This window comes from Xanthomonas pisi DSM 18956, from assembly GCF_001010415.1.
Lineage (GTDB): Bacteria > Pseudomonadota > Gammaproteobacteria > Xanthomonadales > Xanthomonadaceae > Xanthomonas > Xanthomonas pisi.
In genome coordinates, this window is sequence record NZ_JPLE01000048.1 from 27052 (window position 1) to 45793 (window position 18742).

At 66.7% G+C, this 18742-nt stretch carries 17 protein-coding genes; all 17 read right to left on the reverse strand.

The genetic code is table 11. From position 1 onward, the window contains the following. Positions 1-3: 3 nt before the first annotated feature. The gene (locus Y887_RS12070; protein ID WP_046964593.1) at positions 4-1071 is read right to left on the reverse strand and encodes a LacI family DNA-binding transcriptional regulator; all 1068 of its coding nucleotides are present in this window, start codon (positions 1069-1071) and stop codon (positions 4-6) included. Positions 1072-1111: 40 nt separating this feature from the next. Then, positions 1112-2386 (reverse strand): sugar MFS transporter, encoded by a 1275-nt coding sequence (locus Y887_RS12075; protein ID WP_046964564.1) that lies wholly within the window; start codon positions 2384-2386, stop codon positions 1112-1114. Positions 2387-2429: 43 nt separating this feature from the next. Then, entirely contained in the window at positions 2430-3152 is a 723-nt protein-coding gene (locus Y887_RS12080; RefSeq protein ID WP_181113212.1) for a GntR family transcriptional regulator, read from the reverse strand. A 386-nt stretch (positions 3153-3538) separates the two neighbouring features. Then, positions 3539-4255 (reverse strand): type II secretion system protein N, encoded by a 717-nt coding sequence (gene gspN / locus Y887_RS12085; RefSeq protein WP_046964566.1) that lies wholly within the window; start codon positions 4253-4255, stop codon positions 3539-3541. Beyond that, positions 4252-4707: a type II secretion system protein M gene (locus Y887_RS12090; RefSeq protein ID WP_046964567.1), complete on the reverse strand. Its 456-nt coding sequence runs from the start codon at positions 4705-4707 to the stop codon at positions 4252-4254. Before Y887_RS12090 ends, gspN begins: the two co-directional genes overlap by 4 nt. Then, on the reverse strand, positions 4704-5792 hold the full coding sequence (gene gspL, locus Y887_RS12095) for a type II secretion system protein GspL (protein WP_046964568.1): 1089 nt from the start codon (positions 5790-5792) through the stop codon (positions 4704-4706). The genes Y887_RS12090 and gspL overlap by 4 nt, the downstream gene beginning before the upstream one ends. Beyond that, complete coding sequence (gene gspK, locus Y887_RS12100; protein ID WP_046964569.1) at positions 5789-6781, reverse strand: type II secretion system minor pseudopilin GspK; 993 nt, start codon at positions 6779-6781, stop codon at positions 5789-5791. The genes gspL and gspK overlap by 4 nt, the downstream gene beginning before the upstream one ends. Continuing rightward, a complete protein-coding gene (gene gspJ, locus Y887_RS12105; protein ID WP_046964570.1) occupies positions 6778-7380 on the reverse strand; it encodes a type II secretion system minor pseudopilin GspJ in 603 nt (200 codons plus the stop codon). The genes gspK and gspJ overlap by 4 nt, the downstream gene beginning before the upstream one ends. Further along, complete coding sequence (gene gspI / locus Y887_RS12110) at positions 7377-7754, reverse strand: type II secretion system minor pseudopilin GspI (protein WP_046964571.1); 378 nt, start codon at positions 7752-7754, stop codon at positions 7377-7379. The genes gspJ and gspI overlap by 4 nt, the downstream gene beginning before the upstream one ends. Further along, positions 7738-8181, reverse strand: coding sequence for a GspH/FimT family pseudopilin (locus Y887_RS12115; RefSeq protein WP_104612197.1), 444 nt, complete (start codon positions 8179-8181; stop codon positions 7738-7740). The genes gspI and Y887_RS12115 overlap by 17 nt, the downstream gene beginning before the upstream one ends. Before the next feature lie 66 nt (positions 8182-8247). Further along, entirely contained in the window at positions 8248-8712 is a 465-nt protein-coding gene (gene gspG, locus Y887_RS12120; protein WP_046964573.1) for a type II secretion system major pseudopilin GspG, read from the reverse strand. Positions 8713-8739: 27 nt separating this feature from the next. Next, complete coding sequence (gene gspF / locus Y887_RS12125) at positions 8740-9939, reverse strand: type II secretion system inner membrane protein GspF (protein WP_046964594.1); 1200 nt, start codon at positions 9937-9939, stop codon at positions 8740-8742. Further along, positions 9926-11419 (reverse strand): type II secretion system ATPase GspE, encoded by a 1494-nt coding sequence (gene gspE / locus Y887_RS12130; RefSeq protein WP_046964574.1) that lies wholly within the window; start codon positions 11417-11419, stop codon positions 9926-9928. The genes gspF and gspE overlap by 14 nt, the downstream gene beginning before the upstream one ends. Before the next feature lie 4 nt (positions 11420-11423). Next, on the reverse strand, positions 11424-13502 hold the full coding sequence (gspD, locus tag Y887_RS12135; RefSeq protein WP_046964575.1) for a type II secretion system secretin GspD: 2079 nt from the start codon (positions 13500-13502) through the stop codon (positions 11424-11426). Further along, positions 13499-14314 (reverse strand): type II secretion system protein N, encoded by an 816-nt coding sequence (locus tag Y887_RS12140; protein ID WP_046964576.1) that lies wholly within the window; start codon positions 14312-14314, stop codon positions 13499-13501. The genes gspD and Y887_RS12140 overlap by 4 nt, the downstream gene beginning before the upstream one ends. Positions 14315-14473: 159 nt before the next feature. Next, on the reverse strand, positions 14474-17128 hold the full coding sequence (locus Y887_RS12145; RefSeq protein ID WP_046964577.1) for a TonB-dependent receptor domain-containing protein: 2655 nt from the start codon (positions 17126-17128) through the stop codon (positions 14474-14476). A gap of 78 nt (positions 17129-17206) precedes the next feature. After that, positions 17207-18679: a beta-helix domain-containing protein gene (locus Y887_RS12150; protein WP_046964578.1), complete on the reverse strand. Its 1473-nt coding sequence runs from the start codon at positions 18677-18679 to the stop codon at positions 17207-17209. Positions 18680-18742 lie beyond the last annotated feature (63 nt).

Sequence of the window (18742 nt, forward strand, 5' to 3'; positions counted from 1 at the left end):
GGCTCAGGCGGATTCGGGAGGGAGGGGTTTGCCGGTGGACGCGGGCGCCGGCGCAGTGGAGCCGCGTACCACCAGTTGCGGTACGAAGCCGCGGTTCTGCAATTGCGCGGGCTGGTCGTCGTAGGCATCGCTGCGCAGCTGGCTGATCAACAAGCGTGCGGCGTGCCGCGCGATGTCGTCGGTGGCCTGCTTGGCGGTGGTCAATGCCGGCCACGACTGCCGCGAAAACGGGCTGTCTTCGAAGCCGGCGATCGACAACTGATACGGCACGTTCATGCCGGTGGACTTGGCCGCAGCCAGCACGCCGGCGGCGATTTCATCGTTGCTGCCGAAGATGGCCGTGGGCGGCTCGCGCAGCGACAGCAACCGACGCGCGCCACGGAAGCCATCGTCGAAGGTGTAGTCGCCGGGAATCACCAGGTGCTTGTCCAGCGCAATGCCATAGTCCTTCAACGCCGCTTCGTAGCCGGCATAGCGCTCGCCGCTGGAGCGATGCTGCGGGCCGCCCCACAGGAAGCCGATGCGTTGATGGCCGAGCTGGATCAGATGCTCGGTGATTTCATACGCGGCATCGCGGTCGTCGATATACACGCATGGGCCGTCGCCGGGATCGTCGGTGGACGCGATGATGCGCACGCTCTTGATCCCGCGCGCGGCCAGGCCGGCGAGCAGTTCGGGGCGTTCGGACATCGGCGCGGTCAATACCACCCCGGCCAGCCGCGAGCGCTGCACCCATTCGGCGAGTTCTTCGGCCAGCAATGGCGAGGTGGAATCGCAGGGATGGATCTGCAGGCCGAAGCCGGTTTCGCGGCAGGCGGCCAATACGCCGTTCTGGATGCCGATGATGTGATACGGATTGGGGTTGTCGTAGACCAGGCCGATCACGAACGGCGTGCCGCTACGCAGATTGCGTGCGGACGGATCGGGTTCGTAGTCGAGATCGGCGATGGCGCGCAGCACGCGCGCACGCGTGGCCTGCATCACCGAGGGCTCGTTGTTGATCACACGCGACACGGTCTTCAACGAGACCTTGGCGCGCTCGGCGACGTCTTTGATGGTGGGCCTGCGCATGGAAGTGCCTTGGTCGTCGGAACGCATCATGCCGCGTCGCTCACTTGGCCTGGGCCGGCAGGCCCAGGCGATGACCGCGCAGCGAATAGAACAGGATGTACAGATAGCACGGCACCATCAGCGCAGCGAACACGACCTGGAAGTCGTAGTGCTGTTTGAGAATGGCAAACAGCTGCGGAATGATCGCGCCGCCGGCAATCCCCATCACCAGCAAGGCCGAACCGATCTCGGTGAAGCGGCCGAGGCCGCGAATGGCCAGCGGAAAGATCGCCGGCCACATCATCGCGTTGGCGAAGCCCAGCGCGGCGACGAAGCCCACCGACACGTAGCCGTGGGTCAGCAACGCACCCAGCGAGAACAGCACGCCCAGCACTGCCGACACGCTCAGGTAACGCGCCTGCGAAATGACGGTCGGGATCAACGCCAGGCCCGCGAGGTAGCCCAGCAGCATCGCGCCCAACGTGTAGGAGGTGAACAGCTTGGTGCTGTCCAGCGGCAGGTTGAAGCCATGCCCGTAGGTGCCGATGGCATCGCCGGCCATCACCTCCACGCCCACATACACGAACAGGCACAACACGCCCAGCCACAGATGCGGGAACTGGAAGATGCTGGATTTCTGCACGCCGGCAGCGCCGGGGGTTGCGTTGGCCTCGGAGGCCTTGAGTTCGGGCAATGGCGAGAACAGGACGCCGATGGCCAGCAACAGCAGCACGCCGGACATCACCAGATACGGTGCATGGATCTTGGCGGCAAAGGCAGTGAGCAGGGTTTCCTTGGTCGCCGCATCGGCACTGGCGACCTGCGCGGACAGGTCGCCAATGCCGTGCAGCACCAGCGAGCCGATCAGGATCGGCGCCAGGATGCCGGCGATCTTGTTGCAGATGCCCATCAGGGCGATGCGGCGTGCGGCGCTTTCGATCGGCCCCAGGATGCTGATGTACGGGTTGATCGCGGTCTGCAGCAGCGCCAGGCCACTGCCGATCACGAACAGCCCGCCCAATGCGCCCGGATACCAGCGCTGGGTGGCGAACTGGCCGAATCCGGCCGCGCCCACGGCCATCACCACCAGACTCAACGCCAGGCCCTTCTTCATGCCGGTGCGCTTGAGAATCCACGACGCCGGCAGCGCCAGAAAGAAGTACGACAGGTAGAACACCATCAGCACCAGAAACGCGTTGACCTCGTTGAGGTCGAACGCCAGCCGCACGAAGGTGATCAGCGGCCCGTTGATCCAGGTGAAAAAGCCGATGATGAAAAACAGCACGCCGACGATGGCGATCGAGACAACGGGATTTGCGGGCCTGGCGGTAGTCATGGATCGGCTGGCTCTGAGGTTGTCGTAGGGAATGCCGTTGGGGTCAGCGGCGCAGTTCGGCGACGAAGTCGTAGAAGTCGTTATGGCAATAGGTGTCGGTCAATTCGATCGCGCTGCCGTCGCGGGTGTAGCCCACGCGCACCACATGCAGGATCGCCTCGCCGGTCTTCATGCGTAGATGTTCGGCCAGACGCGCCGGCAGGTTGATCGCGCGGAAGTACTGCAATGCGCGCACCACCGGCGTGCCCTGCGCATCCAGATAGCTGTACAGCGAATCGCCCACCTGCTGCGGGTCGGCCACGATGCGTTGCGGCAGCACCGCATGCTCGTAGGCCATCACACGGTCGTCGGCGCTGCGCAGGCGGGTCAGCGAAGCCACCGCCGCATCCGGCGACAGGCCCAGCCGCAGGATTTCTTCGCCATGCGCCGGGCGCAGGCGCCGCTCCAGCCAGCGCGTACCCGGCTCGTAGCCCTTGATGCGCAGCGTTTCGCTGAAACTGGTCAGACCACTGAGCTGGTGCTGGATCTGCGTGGTGACGAAGGTGCCGGCACCCTGCCGACGCGAGACCAGGCCTTGTTCGACCAGCACATCGACCGCCTGGCGCAGCGTGACCCGCGAGATCTGCAGGCGCTCGCACAGCTGGCGCTCGGCCGGCAGCGCTTCGCCGGCCTTCCACTGACCGCCACGAATGGCGTCGGTGAGCTTGCCGGCCAGCTGCAGGTACAGCGGGGTTGGCGCGGACGCGTCCAGGTGCAGGTCGTCCAGTCGCTTGTCGGCGTCCGCCTTGGCCTTGGCCATTCGTTAGTCCCGCCTGCCCGAATTCGATAGGTCCAATATAGTACCAATCCACGGCAACGTACCAGCCCTGCGCTGCGCCGGCCCGCCTGGACCGGTCGGGCCGGCGCTGGCGAGGCCTGCCGGCGCGCCCGGCGATTGGCCGGTGAATATCGGCGCGGCGGGCAATGGTCTGCGTTGCACGGGGTGCCGTATCGGCAGCAGCCTCGGCAAGGCGTGGTGGCGACCGGCCGATGGGTGGCCAGGTAGATCAGACCAATTTGCCGGCACTGGAGGTCTGGGCCAGGCCGCCAGCGGGCAGCTGAAACCGCTGCGCCATGCAACCTGCCCGCTCTCTGCGCCAGCAGTGATCTGCGCTACAGCTGCCCGTGATCGACGCGCACCAGCCAACGCTCCGGCGTCTGGACGAAGCCGAGCAGTTGCAGGCCCAACTGCAGCGCGGTGTCGTTGCCGGGCTCGACCTGGGTGCGCCACTGCCAGCGGCCATCGCGCTGCAGCCGCAGCTCGGCGCCGAGGTCGACGCCGTCGGGCAGGCCGCCATCGGGCGCGAGCGCCAGCACCACGGCATCGTCCACGCAGCGCGGGCTGCCGCGCAGACGCAACGGCAGCAGTCCGGCGGCTTCGCCACCTGCGTTGGGCAGCACCTGCAGGGCGACATCGCCGCCGGCCTGGGAACATCGTGTGGCGTCGAACACTGCATGCACATCGCGCAGATCGATCGACAGGTCCAGCAAGGCTACCCCGCCCGGTTTGCGCAGCAACAGGCGACCGTTGGCCTGCTGCACACCGTCTCGGGCGCCTTGCAATGCCACCAGCTGCGCGGTAGCCGAGCGCAGCTGCACCTGGCGCTGCCCGCGCAACAAGGGCAGCGGGCGCAGACGCACGCCGACATCGCCCACGTCCATGGTGGTCCAGGTCACGCCACGCAAGGTGCCGTTCCAGATCGAGCCCTGTGCTTCCAGCGCGGTGAACGGCAGCGTGTCCATCGGCAGCACCAGTCGCAGCGGCAAGGTGGCGAGCACGCCGACGACCAGCAGCGCGCTGCCCAGCACCAACCAACGCACTGCCCTCATGGCGCGATGCCCGAAAACGTGCAGCGCACCTGCAGCTGCCCGTCGTGGCGGGGGATCTCAAGCGCCGAGGGCGTCAGGCCGTGACGCTGGCGCAGCTGTTCCAGCCAGGCGAACAGGACGGGGCTGGTCACGGTGTCGATCTGCACTGCAAGCGTTCCGGTCGGACTGCGCTGTTGGCGGGTGATGGTGATCGTGGCATCGCGTGCGCTTTGCGCGATGCGCGCCAGCGGGATGGCGGCCACTGTACCGGCGTGTGACGTGCGCGCGACGAGCAGCGCCTCTGCGGCCTGGTCATACCGTGCCTGTGCGCTGCTGCGCCAGTGCCGCAGCGGCACCAGCAGCGCGTACCAGCCGATGAAGGCAGCGATGGCGACAACCATGACCGACACCATGATGCGTTCGCGCGGTGCGCGACCCTGCCACCACACCGGCATCCCTTGCAACATGTTCATCGCGGCGGCTCCAGTTCCAGCGAAGTGGCGAGTCTGTCATCGCGGGGCTGGCCCGCGCCTGCGCGCAGCTGCCAGCCGGCGCGGCCGAGCTGGGCCGTGAAGTGCTCCAGTTGCGCGGCGTCGCTGTGCAGCAAGGTGACGCGCAGCGGACCTTGTGGCTGGTAAGCGAGCGCATCCAGTTCCGCACCCGGTACCGCTTGGACTGCGGCGAACACGGCGGCCAGTTGCGTTGCGAATGCGTTCTGCGCGGCACCGGCCTGACGTGTCTTGTCAGCGCCGGGGGCGATGCCATGCGTACCCATCAGTTGCGCGCTGCGCCGCTGCAGGAGCTGCGCGCCGATGTCGTAACGCAGGCTCTGCGCCACCATCACAAGCGCAGGCGAGAGCACCAGCAGCGCAAGCAACCACGCAAGCGTGCGTGGCCGCAGGCCCGCCCGCTGCGGCGTTGACGCGGCAAAGCCTTGCTGACGCAGATTGATCGGCGCGGTGGCGGCATGCCGCGCAAACTGCGCGATGGCGTGCAGTGGATCCGGCTCCGGCGGCAGCGCCGTTGCAATCGGAAGCGATGCGACCAGCACCTGCGCAAGCTGCGGCTCCAGGCTGCAGGCGATGCGCGTGCCACGCAACAACCAGCGTCCATCCCAGTGCAGCAGCGTCGGCGGCTGATCCGGCGGCGCGTCGGCCAGCAGCAGACAGTCGGGCACGACCGCATCGGGGACGACACCCAGGGCTGCCGCACGGTCGAGCCACTGCCGCATCACCGAGCCATCCACTGCGGCCACCAGCCGCATGCCATCGCTCTCTGCCTGGTCGGCGATCACCACATGCAGCGCCTGTGCATCGCCTGCCAGATGCTCGGCCAGCTGCAGCCGCGCCGCAGCCAGCGATTGCGCAATACTGCGCCCGGGCAAGGCCATCCAGCGCAGATGCACATCCACGCCGGGCACCACCAGCACCGTCTGCGTTGTTGGCGCGAGTCGCGCGTTCAACGCATCCTGCGCCAACACGTGGCCGTGTGCATCCACGCGCACGGTGGTGGGCTGCGTTGTGGCATCGGCCGGCAACAACAGCAGGATGCTACTCATTCGTCGGGGCTCCATTGACGTGCCACCAACCGCACGCGGCCGGCAGGGTCCTGTTGCAGCAATGCCTCCAGCAGAACCTGCGCACCGGCATGGTCGACCTGGCTGTAGAGGGAAAAATAGGACGTGCGCAATTCGATCTGCTGAAACACCGCGTCGGGTAACTGCGCCTGCAGGAATGCGGGGTGCTTCCAGAACACCGCTGCATCGCGCCAACCGCCGACCGGCCGCGCGGCGATGATGCGACGTGCGGCCGGCAACTCCACGGCGCCTTCGGTCACGGCCACCAGCACCGGTGCATCGTCGGGGCGCAGCGTGTTGACGTTGATCGGCGACAGCCGCCCTTCGGGCAGTGCACAGACATATGGCTGGAGCTGCTCCACAAGCGCTGGCGTGTAACCGACGATGGCGCGCAGCTCGCTGACGCCAGCCAACAAGGTCGCGCCGGTGCGTAGCGGCACCGCCGCTTGCAGATAGCGGTCGTCTTCGGCCCCCTGCGCGCCAGGCTGTGCGTCGCTATCGAGCCAGTCCACCAGTGCATCGGTGAGCGCCTGCGCCTGTTGCGGGGCGATACCCAGCACGTCCAGCAAGGCCAGGTATTGGTTGACGCCATCGTCGCTGCGTTGCCATTGCTCGGGTGCGCCCATCACCACGCTATTGAGGTTGAAGCAGCCGCCGCGATCGCGCAGCCGCACGCTCACCAGTCCATCGTCCAGCGGGAAGCTGATCGGTTGGTCGTTCCAGCTGCCCTCCAGCGTGGTGCGCATCGGGTCGCGCCTGGCCAAGGCCTGCAAGCGTTGCCGCGCCACCGTTTCGCTGCCCAGCGCATACCACTGCGCCTGCGTCATCGCCTCTGCGTTGCCGCTGCGGCGTAAGCCAAAGCGCAGGTCGTTCAAGACCGCAACCATCAGCAGCGTCATCACCGCCACCAGCAACAACACGGTCAGCAATGCGACGCCGCGTTGTTGCGCAGGGGCACGCAGCGCGCTCATGCGCGCCCCTCCGGCAGCAGGAACAACTGACGGACGTGGCCCCATTGCTCCAGATCCAGCTCCAGCGACAGCGCATCCGGCAGCGCCTCCAGCCCGCCGCTCCAGCCATCGCTCCACTGCGCGCGATAGTGAAACGCCACCTCGGCCGAACGCACACCGCGCAGCAGCACCTGCGGCGCCCCGGCCACCGCGCCATCCAGCGCCGGCCGCGCACTGCGCTCCAGACGTCCGTCGACGATGCGGTACTCGACGTATTGCAGCGACGCACGCGGCGCCCGATCCGGATTGCTCCAGCCACGCCGCACAAAGCCGAACAACGGCCCTCGGGTTCCGGGCGCACCTGCAACGAACGCGGTGCGCGCAGCGCTGCCATCGCTGTTGCGTGTGCGCCGTACCGCGGCCTGTTGCAGATCGCTGCGCAGCAGGCCATGGACCAGTTGCAGTTCGCGCACCTGCTGCAGGCGCACACGCACCGCATCGCGCTGATCGATACTTTGCCGCATCACCACCACCGCGGCGCTGGCCACCAGCGCAAAGACCGCCAGCGCCACCAGCAGTTCGATCAGGGTAAAGCCCTGCATGCGCTGCGGGCGGCTCATTGCACACTCCGCAATGTGCTCAGGCTGGCAATCTGCTGTGCCTGTCCTGCGGCGCGCACACGCACCTCGATCCGCACCATGCCAGCGCTTGCCGGCACCGCCTGGCGTTTCCAGTCCCAACGACGGCCACCCAGCGTGTCCTGGCCTTGTGCAGGCGCCACTGCGGCGTTGGCCGGCGCCAGCATCGCCTCGATCGCCTGATTTTCCGCAACCAATGCGGCAAGCGTGCGTTCTTCCAGCACCACTGCCGTGCGCGTGCTCTCGCCCGACAGATTCAACAACCCGACCACCGCCATGCCGAAGATGGCCAATGCGACCATCAGCTCAAGCAGCGAAAATCCGGCGCAGGCGCGCTGGTTACCGAGCCGGCGCATCGACCCGCACCACACCGGCCGCATCCACCATCACCTGCAGCTGTTGCTGCCCGTCACCCAGCGCGATGCGTTGCGGCGTGGCCGCACCGGTCGGGTCGAAGCGGACGCTCAGCTGTGTACCGCCGCCCGGCACCTGCGCCTGCACGCCCGCAGGCCAGCGCGTGGCGGCGAACGGCGTCTGATCCAGCGCAACCCAGCGTTGCTGCGCCTGGCGACGAAACGCATAGCCGCCCGCATCGATGGTGACTTCAACCATGCGCAGGCTCAGGATCGCCTCGTCGCGCGCATTGGCCAGCGCACTGGCCAGCATGTCGGCCTGATCGTGCAGATCCTGCCGCGTGTCCGGCAAGGTCATCACCACCAGGGTGCTGGCAAGTGCGGTGATCACCAGCACCGCCAGCAGCTCGAGCAAGGTGAAGCCGCGCATGCGTACGCGATAGCTGCATATCGCCATCCGCTGCGCGCTGGCTGATGCAGTCAGCACGGCGGCACCTCAGCGCCAGTTGCCGATGTCGGCATTGTCGGCATCGCCGCCTTCGGCGCCGTCGGCACCGAAGGAATAGACGTCGAAGCCACCGGTTCGGCCCGGGCGGCGGTAGTGATACGCGTGGCCCCATGGATCTTCAGTCAACCGGCGGATATAGCCGCCCTGCCGATAGCGCTCGGGCCGGGCCAGGCCGCCCGGCGGGCTGAGCAAGGCCTGCAAGCCCTGCTCGGTGGTCGGATAGGTGAGGTTGTCCAGGCGATAGGTTTCCAGCGCCTGTTCCAGCACCGCAACATCCGCGCGCGCCTTTTCGACCATGGCGCGGTCCTGGCTGGGCATCACGTTGATCATCACCACGGTGGCCAGCAGGCCGATGATGACGATCACCACCATCAACTCGACCAGGGTGAAACCGCGCACGCCACTGCGCGAGACAGGCGAGCCGGCAAGTGCACGAAACTGGGTGGACTGCATGGGGATCTCCGGAGAAAGCGGCCGCGCTCAGCCAAGCGCGAGGGTGTTGAATTGCAGGATGGGCAACAGGATCGACAGCACGATCACCGCCACCACGCCGCCGAGCAGCACGATGATGGCCGGCTCCAGCAGGCTCATCGCCGCGGTGGTGAAGGACTCGAACTCGCGCTCCAGGTAATCGGCGGCGCGTTCCAGCATCGGCGCCAGGCGCCCGCTGTTTTCGCCGCTGGAGGCCATATACAGCAGCGTCGGCGGAAACACGCCGGCGCGCTTCATCGCCGCAGCCAGGCTCCCGCCCTCGCGGATCGCGGTGACCATGCTGTCGGTGGCCAGGCGCAAGGCGCGGTTGTCGACGGTGCGCGCGGCGATCATCAGGCCTTCCATCAGCGGCAGGCCGCTGTTGACCATGATCGCCAGCGTGCGCGCCATGCGTGCGGCGTGCAGGTCGCGGATCAACCGGCCGAGCAAGGGCGCACGCAGGATGGCGCGATCCGCAGCCAGCCGCAGTGGCGGGCGTTTGAGCAGACGCACCGCTGCGATGACCGCAATCACCAGCGCAACCAGTAGCGGGATGCCGGCATGCAGCAGGACGTTGGACACGCCGATCACCGCGCGCGTCAGCCATGGCAAGGCGCGGCCCATCGAATCGAACTGGTCCACCACCTTGGGGACGACGAAGGTCATCAACACGATCACCACCGCACCGGCCGTCAGCGCCAACGCGGCCGGGTAGACCAAGGTGGACTGCAGCTTGCTGCGCACCTGCGCCTGCAGCTCGAGCAGATCGGCCAGCCGCTCCAGCACCTGCGGCAAGGCACCGGCGCTTTCGCCTGCGGCGACCATGGCGCGATACAGCGACGGAAATGCATTGCCCTGGCGTGCCATCGCATCGGACAGGCGGAAGCCCTCGACCACCAGCCCATGTGTCTGGCTGGTGACGCGGCGCACGCCACGACGCTCCGATTGCGTGGCGATGGTGCGCAAGGCTTCTTCCAATGGCGCGGTTTCCACCAGCGTGGAAAGCTGACGCGTGAACAACACCAGATCCTTGCCGCTGAAGCGTGCCGCACGCACCGCGGTGGCAGCAGCGGCAGCGGCATCGACCCGCACCGGCACCCACTGACGCTGTTCCAGCTGCGCACGCGCGCTGTGCAGGTTGTCGGCGCTGATCACGCCCTGGCGGCTGCGTCCGTGCAGATCGAGCACGGTGTAATCAAACCGCGGCATGCGCATCGTCCTGCTGGCGGGTGACGCGCAAGGCTTCTTCCAGCGTGGTGCGCCCTTGCAGCACGGCGGCGCGTGCCGCATCGCTCAACCGCGGCGCGCGTGCGAAGGCCACTGCCGCAAGCGCATCCTCGTCGGCGTTGTCGCCGATCAGGCGGCGCATCGCATCGTCCACCGCAATGGCTTCGTAAATGCCCACGCGCCCGGCATAACCGCTGTGATGGCACACCGCACAGCCGACCGCGGCGTACACCGTCGTGCCGCCATCGTCACCGACCGCAAGCAGCTGCCGTGCGGCTGCGTCCGGTGGCCGCGGCGCGCGGCACTGCGGGCACAGCCGCCGCACCAGCCGCTGCGCCAGAATCAGCCGCAGGCTCGACGCCAGCAGAAAGGGTTCGATCCCCATATCGCGCAGGCGCGTGACCGCGCCCACCGCATCGTTGGTGTGCACGGTGGACAGCACCAGATGGCCGGTGAGACTGGCCTGCACCGCAATCTGCGCGGTCTCGGCATCGCGGATCTCACCGATCATCACCACGTCCGGGTCCTGGCGGAGGATGGCGCGCAGACCGGCGGCAAAGGTCATGCCCACGCGCGCGTTGACCTGGGTCTGGCCGACGCCGTCGATGGCGTATTCCACCGGGTCTTCGACGGTGAGGATATTGCGCGAGCCATCGTTGAGCAGGCTCAACGCAGCGTACAAGGTGGTGGTCTTGCCCGAGCCGGTGGGGCCGGTCACCAGCACGATTCCATTGGGTACCTGCAATGCGCGCTGCACGGTGTGCATCACTGCCGCGGGCATGCCCAGCTGCGTCAACGACAAGGTGCCCTGCTCCTTGTCCAGGATACGCAGCACCACCCGCTCGCTGTTGCGCGTGGGCAAGGTGGCCACGCGCACGTCCAACGCTTTGGCCCCCATCACCAGCGACACGCGGCCGTCCTGCGGGACGCGTTTTTCGGCGATGTCCAGCCGTGCCATCACCTTGACCCGCGACACCAGCAGCGGCGCGATGCGCCCGGGCAAGGTGGCCGCTTCGCGCATCACCCCATCCACGCGCAGGCGCACGCGCAAGCGCGATTCGTAGGATTCCAGATGCACATCGGAGGCGCCCAGGCGCGCGGCTTCGGCGATGATGCCGTTGATCAGGCGGATGATCGGCGCATCGTCCTGGCTGTCGAGCAGATCGGCGGCAGGAATATCGTCGATCAACGAATCCAGGCTGCCGTGCAGGTCCAGCGCTTCGACCTGCACGCCCTGCTCCAGCCCGGCATCGGCGTAGATCTCCGACACATGCCGGTCGAACACCGACGGCGCCAGCGTGCGCACCTGCAACGGCATGCCCAGCGCCCGACGCAACTCGATCAAGGCCTGCACAGCGGCGCCCTCGCGCAGGCCGATCTGGGCGACCTCGTCGGCGCCAAGCAACACCACGCCATGGCGTTTGGCGAATGCATAGGAAATACTGGCGCGCGCAGTGCTCATGGCATCAGCGCTGCACGGGACGTGCGCCGGGCGCAGGCGTTGTTGCCGGTGCAGGCACGGCCGACGACGGTCCGGCCGGCAACTGCGGCGGCTGCGCGCGCAGGTAATCGCGCACCAGGGCATCGAGCGCGGCTTCCGGGTCGCCGTCGGCCAGCTGGCGGTCGCGCAGATAGGTGTAGCGCGGCGCGGTCATGCGCTGCGCGTCGGCCGCGTCGCGGATGATGGTCGGGCGGATGAACACCATCAGGTTGGTCTTGTCGCGGTTGCGCGACTTGTGCCGGAACAGTGCGCCCAGGCCCGGCACATCGCCCAGCAACGGCACCTTTTCCACGGTCTGGCGGTCGTTCTGATCGAGCAGGCCGCCGAGCGCGACGATGGCGCCGTTTTCCACCACCACGCGCGTTTCGATCTGACGCTTGTTGAACACCAGCTCCGACGATTGCGCGCTCACCGGCCCGGCAATCGCCGAGACTTCCTGCTTGATCGCAAGCGTAATGCCGCCGGCGGTATTGATCTGCGGGCGCACTTCCAGCTCCACGCCAACGTCCTGGCGCTGGATGGTACGGAACGGGTTGTCGTTGGCCGCGCCAAGCACCTCGCCGGTGGTGATCGGCACTTCCTGGCCCACCAGGATGCGCGCCTGCTCGTTGTCCAGCGTCATGATCGATGGCGTGGACAGCAGATTGGAGCCGGTATCGCTCTTGACCGCATCGATGATCATGCCGAACACCGCATCGTTGCTTTGCCCGGCCAGACCGATCAAGCCGCCACTCAGCCCCAGCAACGATTGCGCAGCCACATTGCGCGCCTGTTCCAGCACCGAATCGTCATCGTCGTTGCCGCTGCGCGTTCCTGCCGCCGCGGCGGCTAGCGGCACGATGCCCGGCGATGCACCGCTGTATTGCGTGGCGATCAACGGCACGGTGCCGTTGCGGCCAGCCAGCAGCAGCTGCACGCCCAGGCGCTTGGCTGCCGTGTCGGAAATCTCCACCACGATCGCTTCCACCAGCACCTGCTCGCGATGCACATCCAGCTGGCGGATCACATCCATCAAGGCGCGTTGGGTTTCCGGGTCGGCATTGATGATCAAGGCATTGGAACCGGGGTAGCGCACGATCACCGGGCGCTTGCCGGCGGCCGGCGCAATCACCTGGGTCTGTGCGGTGCCCGCGGCTGCCGCCACATCCACGGCATTGGAACGCGTGTCCTGCCCGGCTCGCGCCTCATTGCCCGGGGTCTGCCCGACCAGCTGCTGCAAGACCGGCAGCAGCTGCTCGGCGCTGGCGTGTTGCAGCCGCACCACGCTGACATCGCCGCGGCGCTCGGCGCGTCCGTCCAGATCCACCGCGGTGCGTACCACGCGCTGCACCAGCGCCGGGTCGCCGCGCACGATCAACGAATTGCTGCTGTCCACCGGCAACACCGACAGCACCGCACTGCGTTCGCCGGCCTGGCCAAACAGCGAGGTCAATGTGCGTGCCAGCTCCTGCGCGGAACTATTGCGCAAGGTCACCGTGTCGATGGCCGCGCGGTCGGTATCGATCTGCGTCACCAGCCCGCGAATGCGGCGCAGGTTGTCGGCGTAGTCGGCTATCAACAGGCTATTGCCCTGCGGCATCGCCATGATCACGCCGCCACGCCCGATCAGCGGCTTGAGGATCTCTGCCGCACTGCGCGCATCCACGCGCTGCAGCGTGAACACCTGCGTGGCAAACCCCAGATTGCCGCTGGCGGCACTGCCCGGCTGTTGCGCGGCGGTCTCGTCGGGAATGATGCGATAGGTCGACGGACCACTGGACACCGCCATCAAGCCGTTGGCACGCAGCACCGCCAGCAGCATGCCGAGCAGGTCGGCTTCGGACATCGCCTGCGCGCGCGCCACGTTGACCGTGCCCTGCACGCGGGTGTCCACGATGAAGGTGATGCCGGTGGCGCGCGAGACATCCTGGATGAAGGCGCGCAGGTCCACGTCCTGCAGCCGCACTGCCGGCGCATCGGCGGCCCGCAGCGAAACGACCGGCGTGACGGCGCACACGCACAGCAACGTGGCCGACAACAGCCATAAGGGGCGAGCAGCAATCATTGCGGGCGCTTCAAGGTCATGGTGTGGATCTGGCCATCGCGGCGGTAGGTCAGCGTGGCCGCCTGGCCATCGCGCAGTTCGTCCTGCAACTCGTGCAGGTGTTCGGCATCGAGCGTGCGGCCGTTGATCTGGGTCAGCACATCGCCTGCTGCCAGGCCTGCCTGACGCAACAGCGCGCCATCGCCGCGCGGCATGATGGTGAAGCCGCTGCCGTCCGCGCTTGCACGCAGCCCGGCGCTGCTCAACAGGTGTTGCGGGTCGACGGCGGTTGCGCCTGCAGCTGCCGTTGCGTTGCCCACGTTGGACATCACGCCGGAGACGGAACCTGCTGCCGCCGTGTCCGCTGGCGGTGGCGCTGTCGCAAGCGTCTGCGGTGCGGCATCGAGCAGTGCCAGGCGGCGCACGCCGCTGCCGGTTCGCAGCAGCACATGGTCGGCGGCGACCGCTTGCAACACCACACCTGGCACCACCGTATCGCCGACGCGGTAGGCGCCTTGACGACCATCGCCAGCACTCAGGTAGGCCGCTGCCTGGGCAACATCCGCACGCACACCATGCAACACGAGACCTTCGCTGGTGCTGTCGGCAACGCTGCGATAGAACACGTCGCGGCGTAATGCAGACCAGTCCGATGCCGTGCCTGTGGCCGGCTGTGCGTGACCAAGCGGACCGACCGGTGTGATCAGCAACCACAGCAGGCGCAGCCCTTGCAGTGCCAGCAACCCGACCAGCGCACAGCCCAGTGCCGTGCGTGCGGCATGCGACGACATGACGGTAGTCAACGAGGGCAAGGCGCGGTGCAAAGCAGACATCCGGCTGAAGGATTGCGATCGGATGACAGAATGCGGCAGCAATGTGTCAGTTCGAAGAAATCGATGACACCAGACGACACAAACCGACATGCGGCAAAACGCAAACGCCCGCCATGGCAAGCACAGCGGGCGTTTGCGATCCGACCGACGCCGGGTGGATCAGAAACGCGCTGTCACACTGATGTCATAGCTGATGCCGGGTTGGTAGGTGTACAGATCGACCCGGCTGCTGCCCTCGCGCTGGAACTCCTGGTATTTGGTCTTGAGCAGATTCCGTGCGGCGAAGTTCACCGAGAGCGTATCGCCCGACCACACCAGGCCCTTCTTGATCACCAGATCCAGCGACGTTCCAGGCTTGTCGATGTAATCCGGCTGACCCGGGCGACCACGCGCAGAAATACGCTCGCCGACGTAGTTGGCGATCAAGGTCGCCTGGCTGTGCGTGCTCTCGCTTTCCACACCGATCTGCAGGTTGGCGATATCGTCCGATTGTCCCTGCAACGCCGAGCCGTCGCGAATGAACAGGTTGGCCTGCACCGGTGCGCTGAAGCCGAACGGCTGCACGCTATCGCCGGCACTGGCGCTCACCTCGGAGGTGGTGCGCGTGTAGTTGCCGGACACGAACAGGCGCTTGTCGCCCCACCAATCGGCCGCGACCGGCACGTCCAGATACTTCTTGGCTTCCAGCTCGATGCCGTACAACGTGGCCTTGGGGGCGTTGATGAAGCTCTGCACGATGCCGCCACCGGGCGCGTCGTTGACGATGGCTTCGATCGGCTTGTCGATGTTCTTGTAGAACGCGCCCACGGTGACGTACTGGCCCGGCTCGAAGAACCATTCGTAGCGTGCATCCAGATTGACCAGTTCGCTGTCGATCAGGAACGGGTTGCCGAAGAACTGGCGGTCGATATCCGGGTCCAGATACTGCTGTGGTGCCATCTCGCGGAATTGCGGCCGCGCGATCGTCTTGGACGCACCGAAGCGCAGCTGCTGGTTGTCGGCAAAGTTCCAGGTCACCGTGGCCGATGGCAGCGCATAGCTGTTCTGCAACGGTGCCACGCTGTCCTGGCGTGCGCCGCTGAAGATGTCGTACGGATGCACCGCCTGGGTGGCGTCTTCATAACGTACGCCGACGGTGGCGCGCAGGGTCGGCACGATCTCGCCCTCTGCCTGCAGGTACGCCGCCTTGACCTTCAGCGTCGCGTCGTACGCGGCCGCACCGAAACTGCCGGTGGTCTCGCGCAGCCGCAGCAGATCGTTGCTGAGGTTGTAGTCGGAGATCAGGTAATCCACGCGCTGATACTGGTTCAGGAATGGCAACGGGCCGTCCAGCGCCAGGAAGCGGAACTCGCGGCTCCACGCGGTCCGGTCGTTGTCCAGATACGCCAACCCGCCCTTGACGGTGAGGTCGTGCTCGATCGGCAGCCGCCAGGTCACGTCCACGCCACCGCTGGCGACGCTGTCGTCGACCTTGCTGAAGCGCGTGTAGTTCTGCACCCGCGAGGCATCGTGCGCCCAGTAGCCATCGAGCAATTCGTAACGGATGCCGGTTTCGTACGGCACATCGCGGCTGGCATTGGCCACCGCCGCGCGCCACTCGATCTTGAGATCGTCGTATTCGCCGAACGCATGCGAGCCGAGCAGCTGATTGTTGATCAACTGCCGCGCATACCACTCGGTGTTGTCGTCACGCACATCGAATCCGGCCAGCTCGTCGCGGCCGGCGCGGCTGCGCGCCACCTTGAGGGTGTCATGCACATACAAGGTGGTCCAGCCGATGGTGTGGCGGCCATATTCCCAACCCAGGCCCAGCATGCCGTTGGTGCGCACGTTGTTGCGCGTGGTCGCAAAGTCGTAATTGGAATTGAACTCCACGCCATCACCGACAAAGATGCCGTCCTGCTGCTTGCCGGTACGTGTGCGCCATTCGTTGTCATAGCTGGCCACCGCAAGAATGCCCAGCTTGGCCTCGCCGATGTCCATGCTGTAGCCGGCGCTGCCGCCGACATTGACGTCCGGATCGATGCTGTCCTTTTCCTGCAGCACATACAGGTTGGCGTTGTTCATGCTGCGGCCGATGCGGCGAATGTCATCGCGCGAAAAATTGCCCAGGTCCACGCGCCGCCCGGTACGGATGGCATCGCGCAACGCGGCAGGCTGCTTGCGCGCACCGTTGTCATAGCCCCACTCGTCATCGCCGGATCCGTAGTAGGTCAACCCCTTCTCGCCGGTACTGACGCTATTGGCGCCGCCGCCCACGGTGAGCGACAGGAACGGTTTGTCCGGCACCGTCATCGATTGCAGATCGATCACGCCGCCGCCGAATTCGCCCGGATAATCGGCCGAATAGGTTTTTTGCACGGTCACGCTTTGCAGCACGTCGCTGGGAAACAGATCCAGCGGCACCACGCGCTGCATCGGCTCGGGGCTCGGCAGCGGCGATCCATTGAACAACGCCGACGAGTAGCGCTCGCCCAGGCCGCGTACATAGACGTACTTGCCGCGCGACAGGCTCAGGCCGGTGACACGCGTCAGCGCCACCGCGGCGCTGCTGTCGCCGGTGCGCTCCATGTCCTCGCGGGTGACGAACGAGGCCACTTCGGAGGTCTGCAGCATCGGCTCGGGAATGTACTCGCCGCGCACCACGACCTGGTCGAGTTGCTTGGGCGCAATGGCGGCAGCACTGGAACTGCCACTGCCGCCGGCGGCATCGCTGCCGGTCGACTGCGCCATGGCGGCGCCGGACAGCAGCAAGGTGGAAATGGAAAGAGACAGGCCCGTCCGCGAAAGACGGGCAACAGCGAAGGTTCGCATCGTGGGAGCCCTGACAACAGAAAGATGAAGCTGGACGCATCGCACGGCGGCGCGCTGGCCGCCGTGCGATGCCGTGCCTCAGCAGGGGCGATCGGCGGTCAGTCCGCAGGTCCAGCCCTGCCACCAGGTGTCGTTGGCATCACGCACGCCACCGATGTAATTCACCTGCTGGAAGAAACTGCTCACCCCGTTCAGGCCCTGGAACGCCGGCACTGCGGTTTCGTTGGCGCCATTGATGAAGGTGTTCTGCAAGGTCGACACGCCGTTGGCGACATTGTTGGTACCGGCGGCGAACTGGCTGGCCGCACGCGGGTCGCTGCCGAACGCCGTCGGGCAGGCGAAAAACACCGAGTGGAACGTGCCCGTGGTATCGGTATCGGCCATGTTCAAGCACACCAGGCCATCGCCGGTGCCGCCGGCAGGACGGGTGAACACCGAGTTGTAGAACGCGGCTTGGGTGCCCTGATTGAGCATGATCGCCGCACCGGCGCGCGCATTGCCCACGTAGGTGAAGTTGGCCACCTTCGGGCGCGAATACGGCTGGCGACGCAGGCTGCTCCACTCGTTCATGCGGTCACCGCCGCCGGCGCGCTGCACCACGATGCCGAACTGCAATCCGCCACTCCAACCGGCGTCGGTATCCAGCGAATCGTCGTCGGCGCCGGTGATGACCAGGTGGCTGCCGTTGACCGTGCCACCGAACCACTCGATGCCGTCGTCGGAACTGTTGTGGATCTGCACGTAGTCCAGCCGCGTGCCGCTGCCCACACCGGCCAGGGTGATGCCCTGCAGCTCGTTGTTGGGCGAGATTTCGAAGCCCGAATACATCACGCGCAAATAGCGCATCGAACCGCTGTTGTCGGTGGCGCTATTGCCGCCATAGAACGCGTTGGTGCCTTCGACCTGCGCCTGGCACTGCGGCGTACCGGACACGGTGGTGCCCGGGCAATTGTTGATCGCCGCACGGCCCAGCACCACGATGCCGCCCCACAGGCCGATGGTGTTCGCGTTGACCTGGCCTTCCAGCGCCTGACGCGCGGTAAACACGATCGGCGCACTGGCGCTGCCTTCGGCGAAGATCTGCGAACCGCGATTGACCACGATGTAGTCGCTGCCCGACGAACCGTACAGGGTCGTGCCCGGCTCGATGGTCAGCACGCCCTGCGCGCTGCCGGCCGCCGGCGCGGTGGCGTCGCCGCCGCGGTCGGTACCGACGTTGACGCGGCCGCTGATCGAATACGCGGTACCGGCGCGCGCGGGCACCACCAGGTTGCCGGTGATGGTCTCCGGCAACTGGCAGGCGCGCAGCGTGTTGTTGGCGATGGTGCCGACATTGGAAAAACCGCTCGGGCAATCCGCGGCCGGGCCGGTCGGCGTGGGTGTCGGAGCCGGCGTTGGTGCAGGCGTGGGCGCCGGGGTCGGTGCCGGTGCGGGCGGAAACGCGCCTTCGCCAGGCGAGGCGACGCGATCGGCACCGCCACCGCAGGCGGACAACGCCAATGCGGTGCCAAAGGTCATGAGAAGTGTCTTGCTGCTATTGCGAACGGACATGCGGCTGATCTCCAGGTCAAAGGGTCCGGTATGAAGAGGAGTCGTCAAGAATTGGTAGCGTTC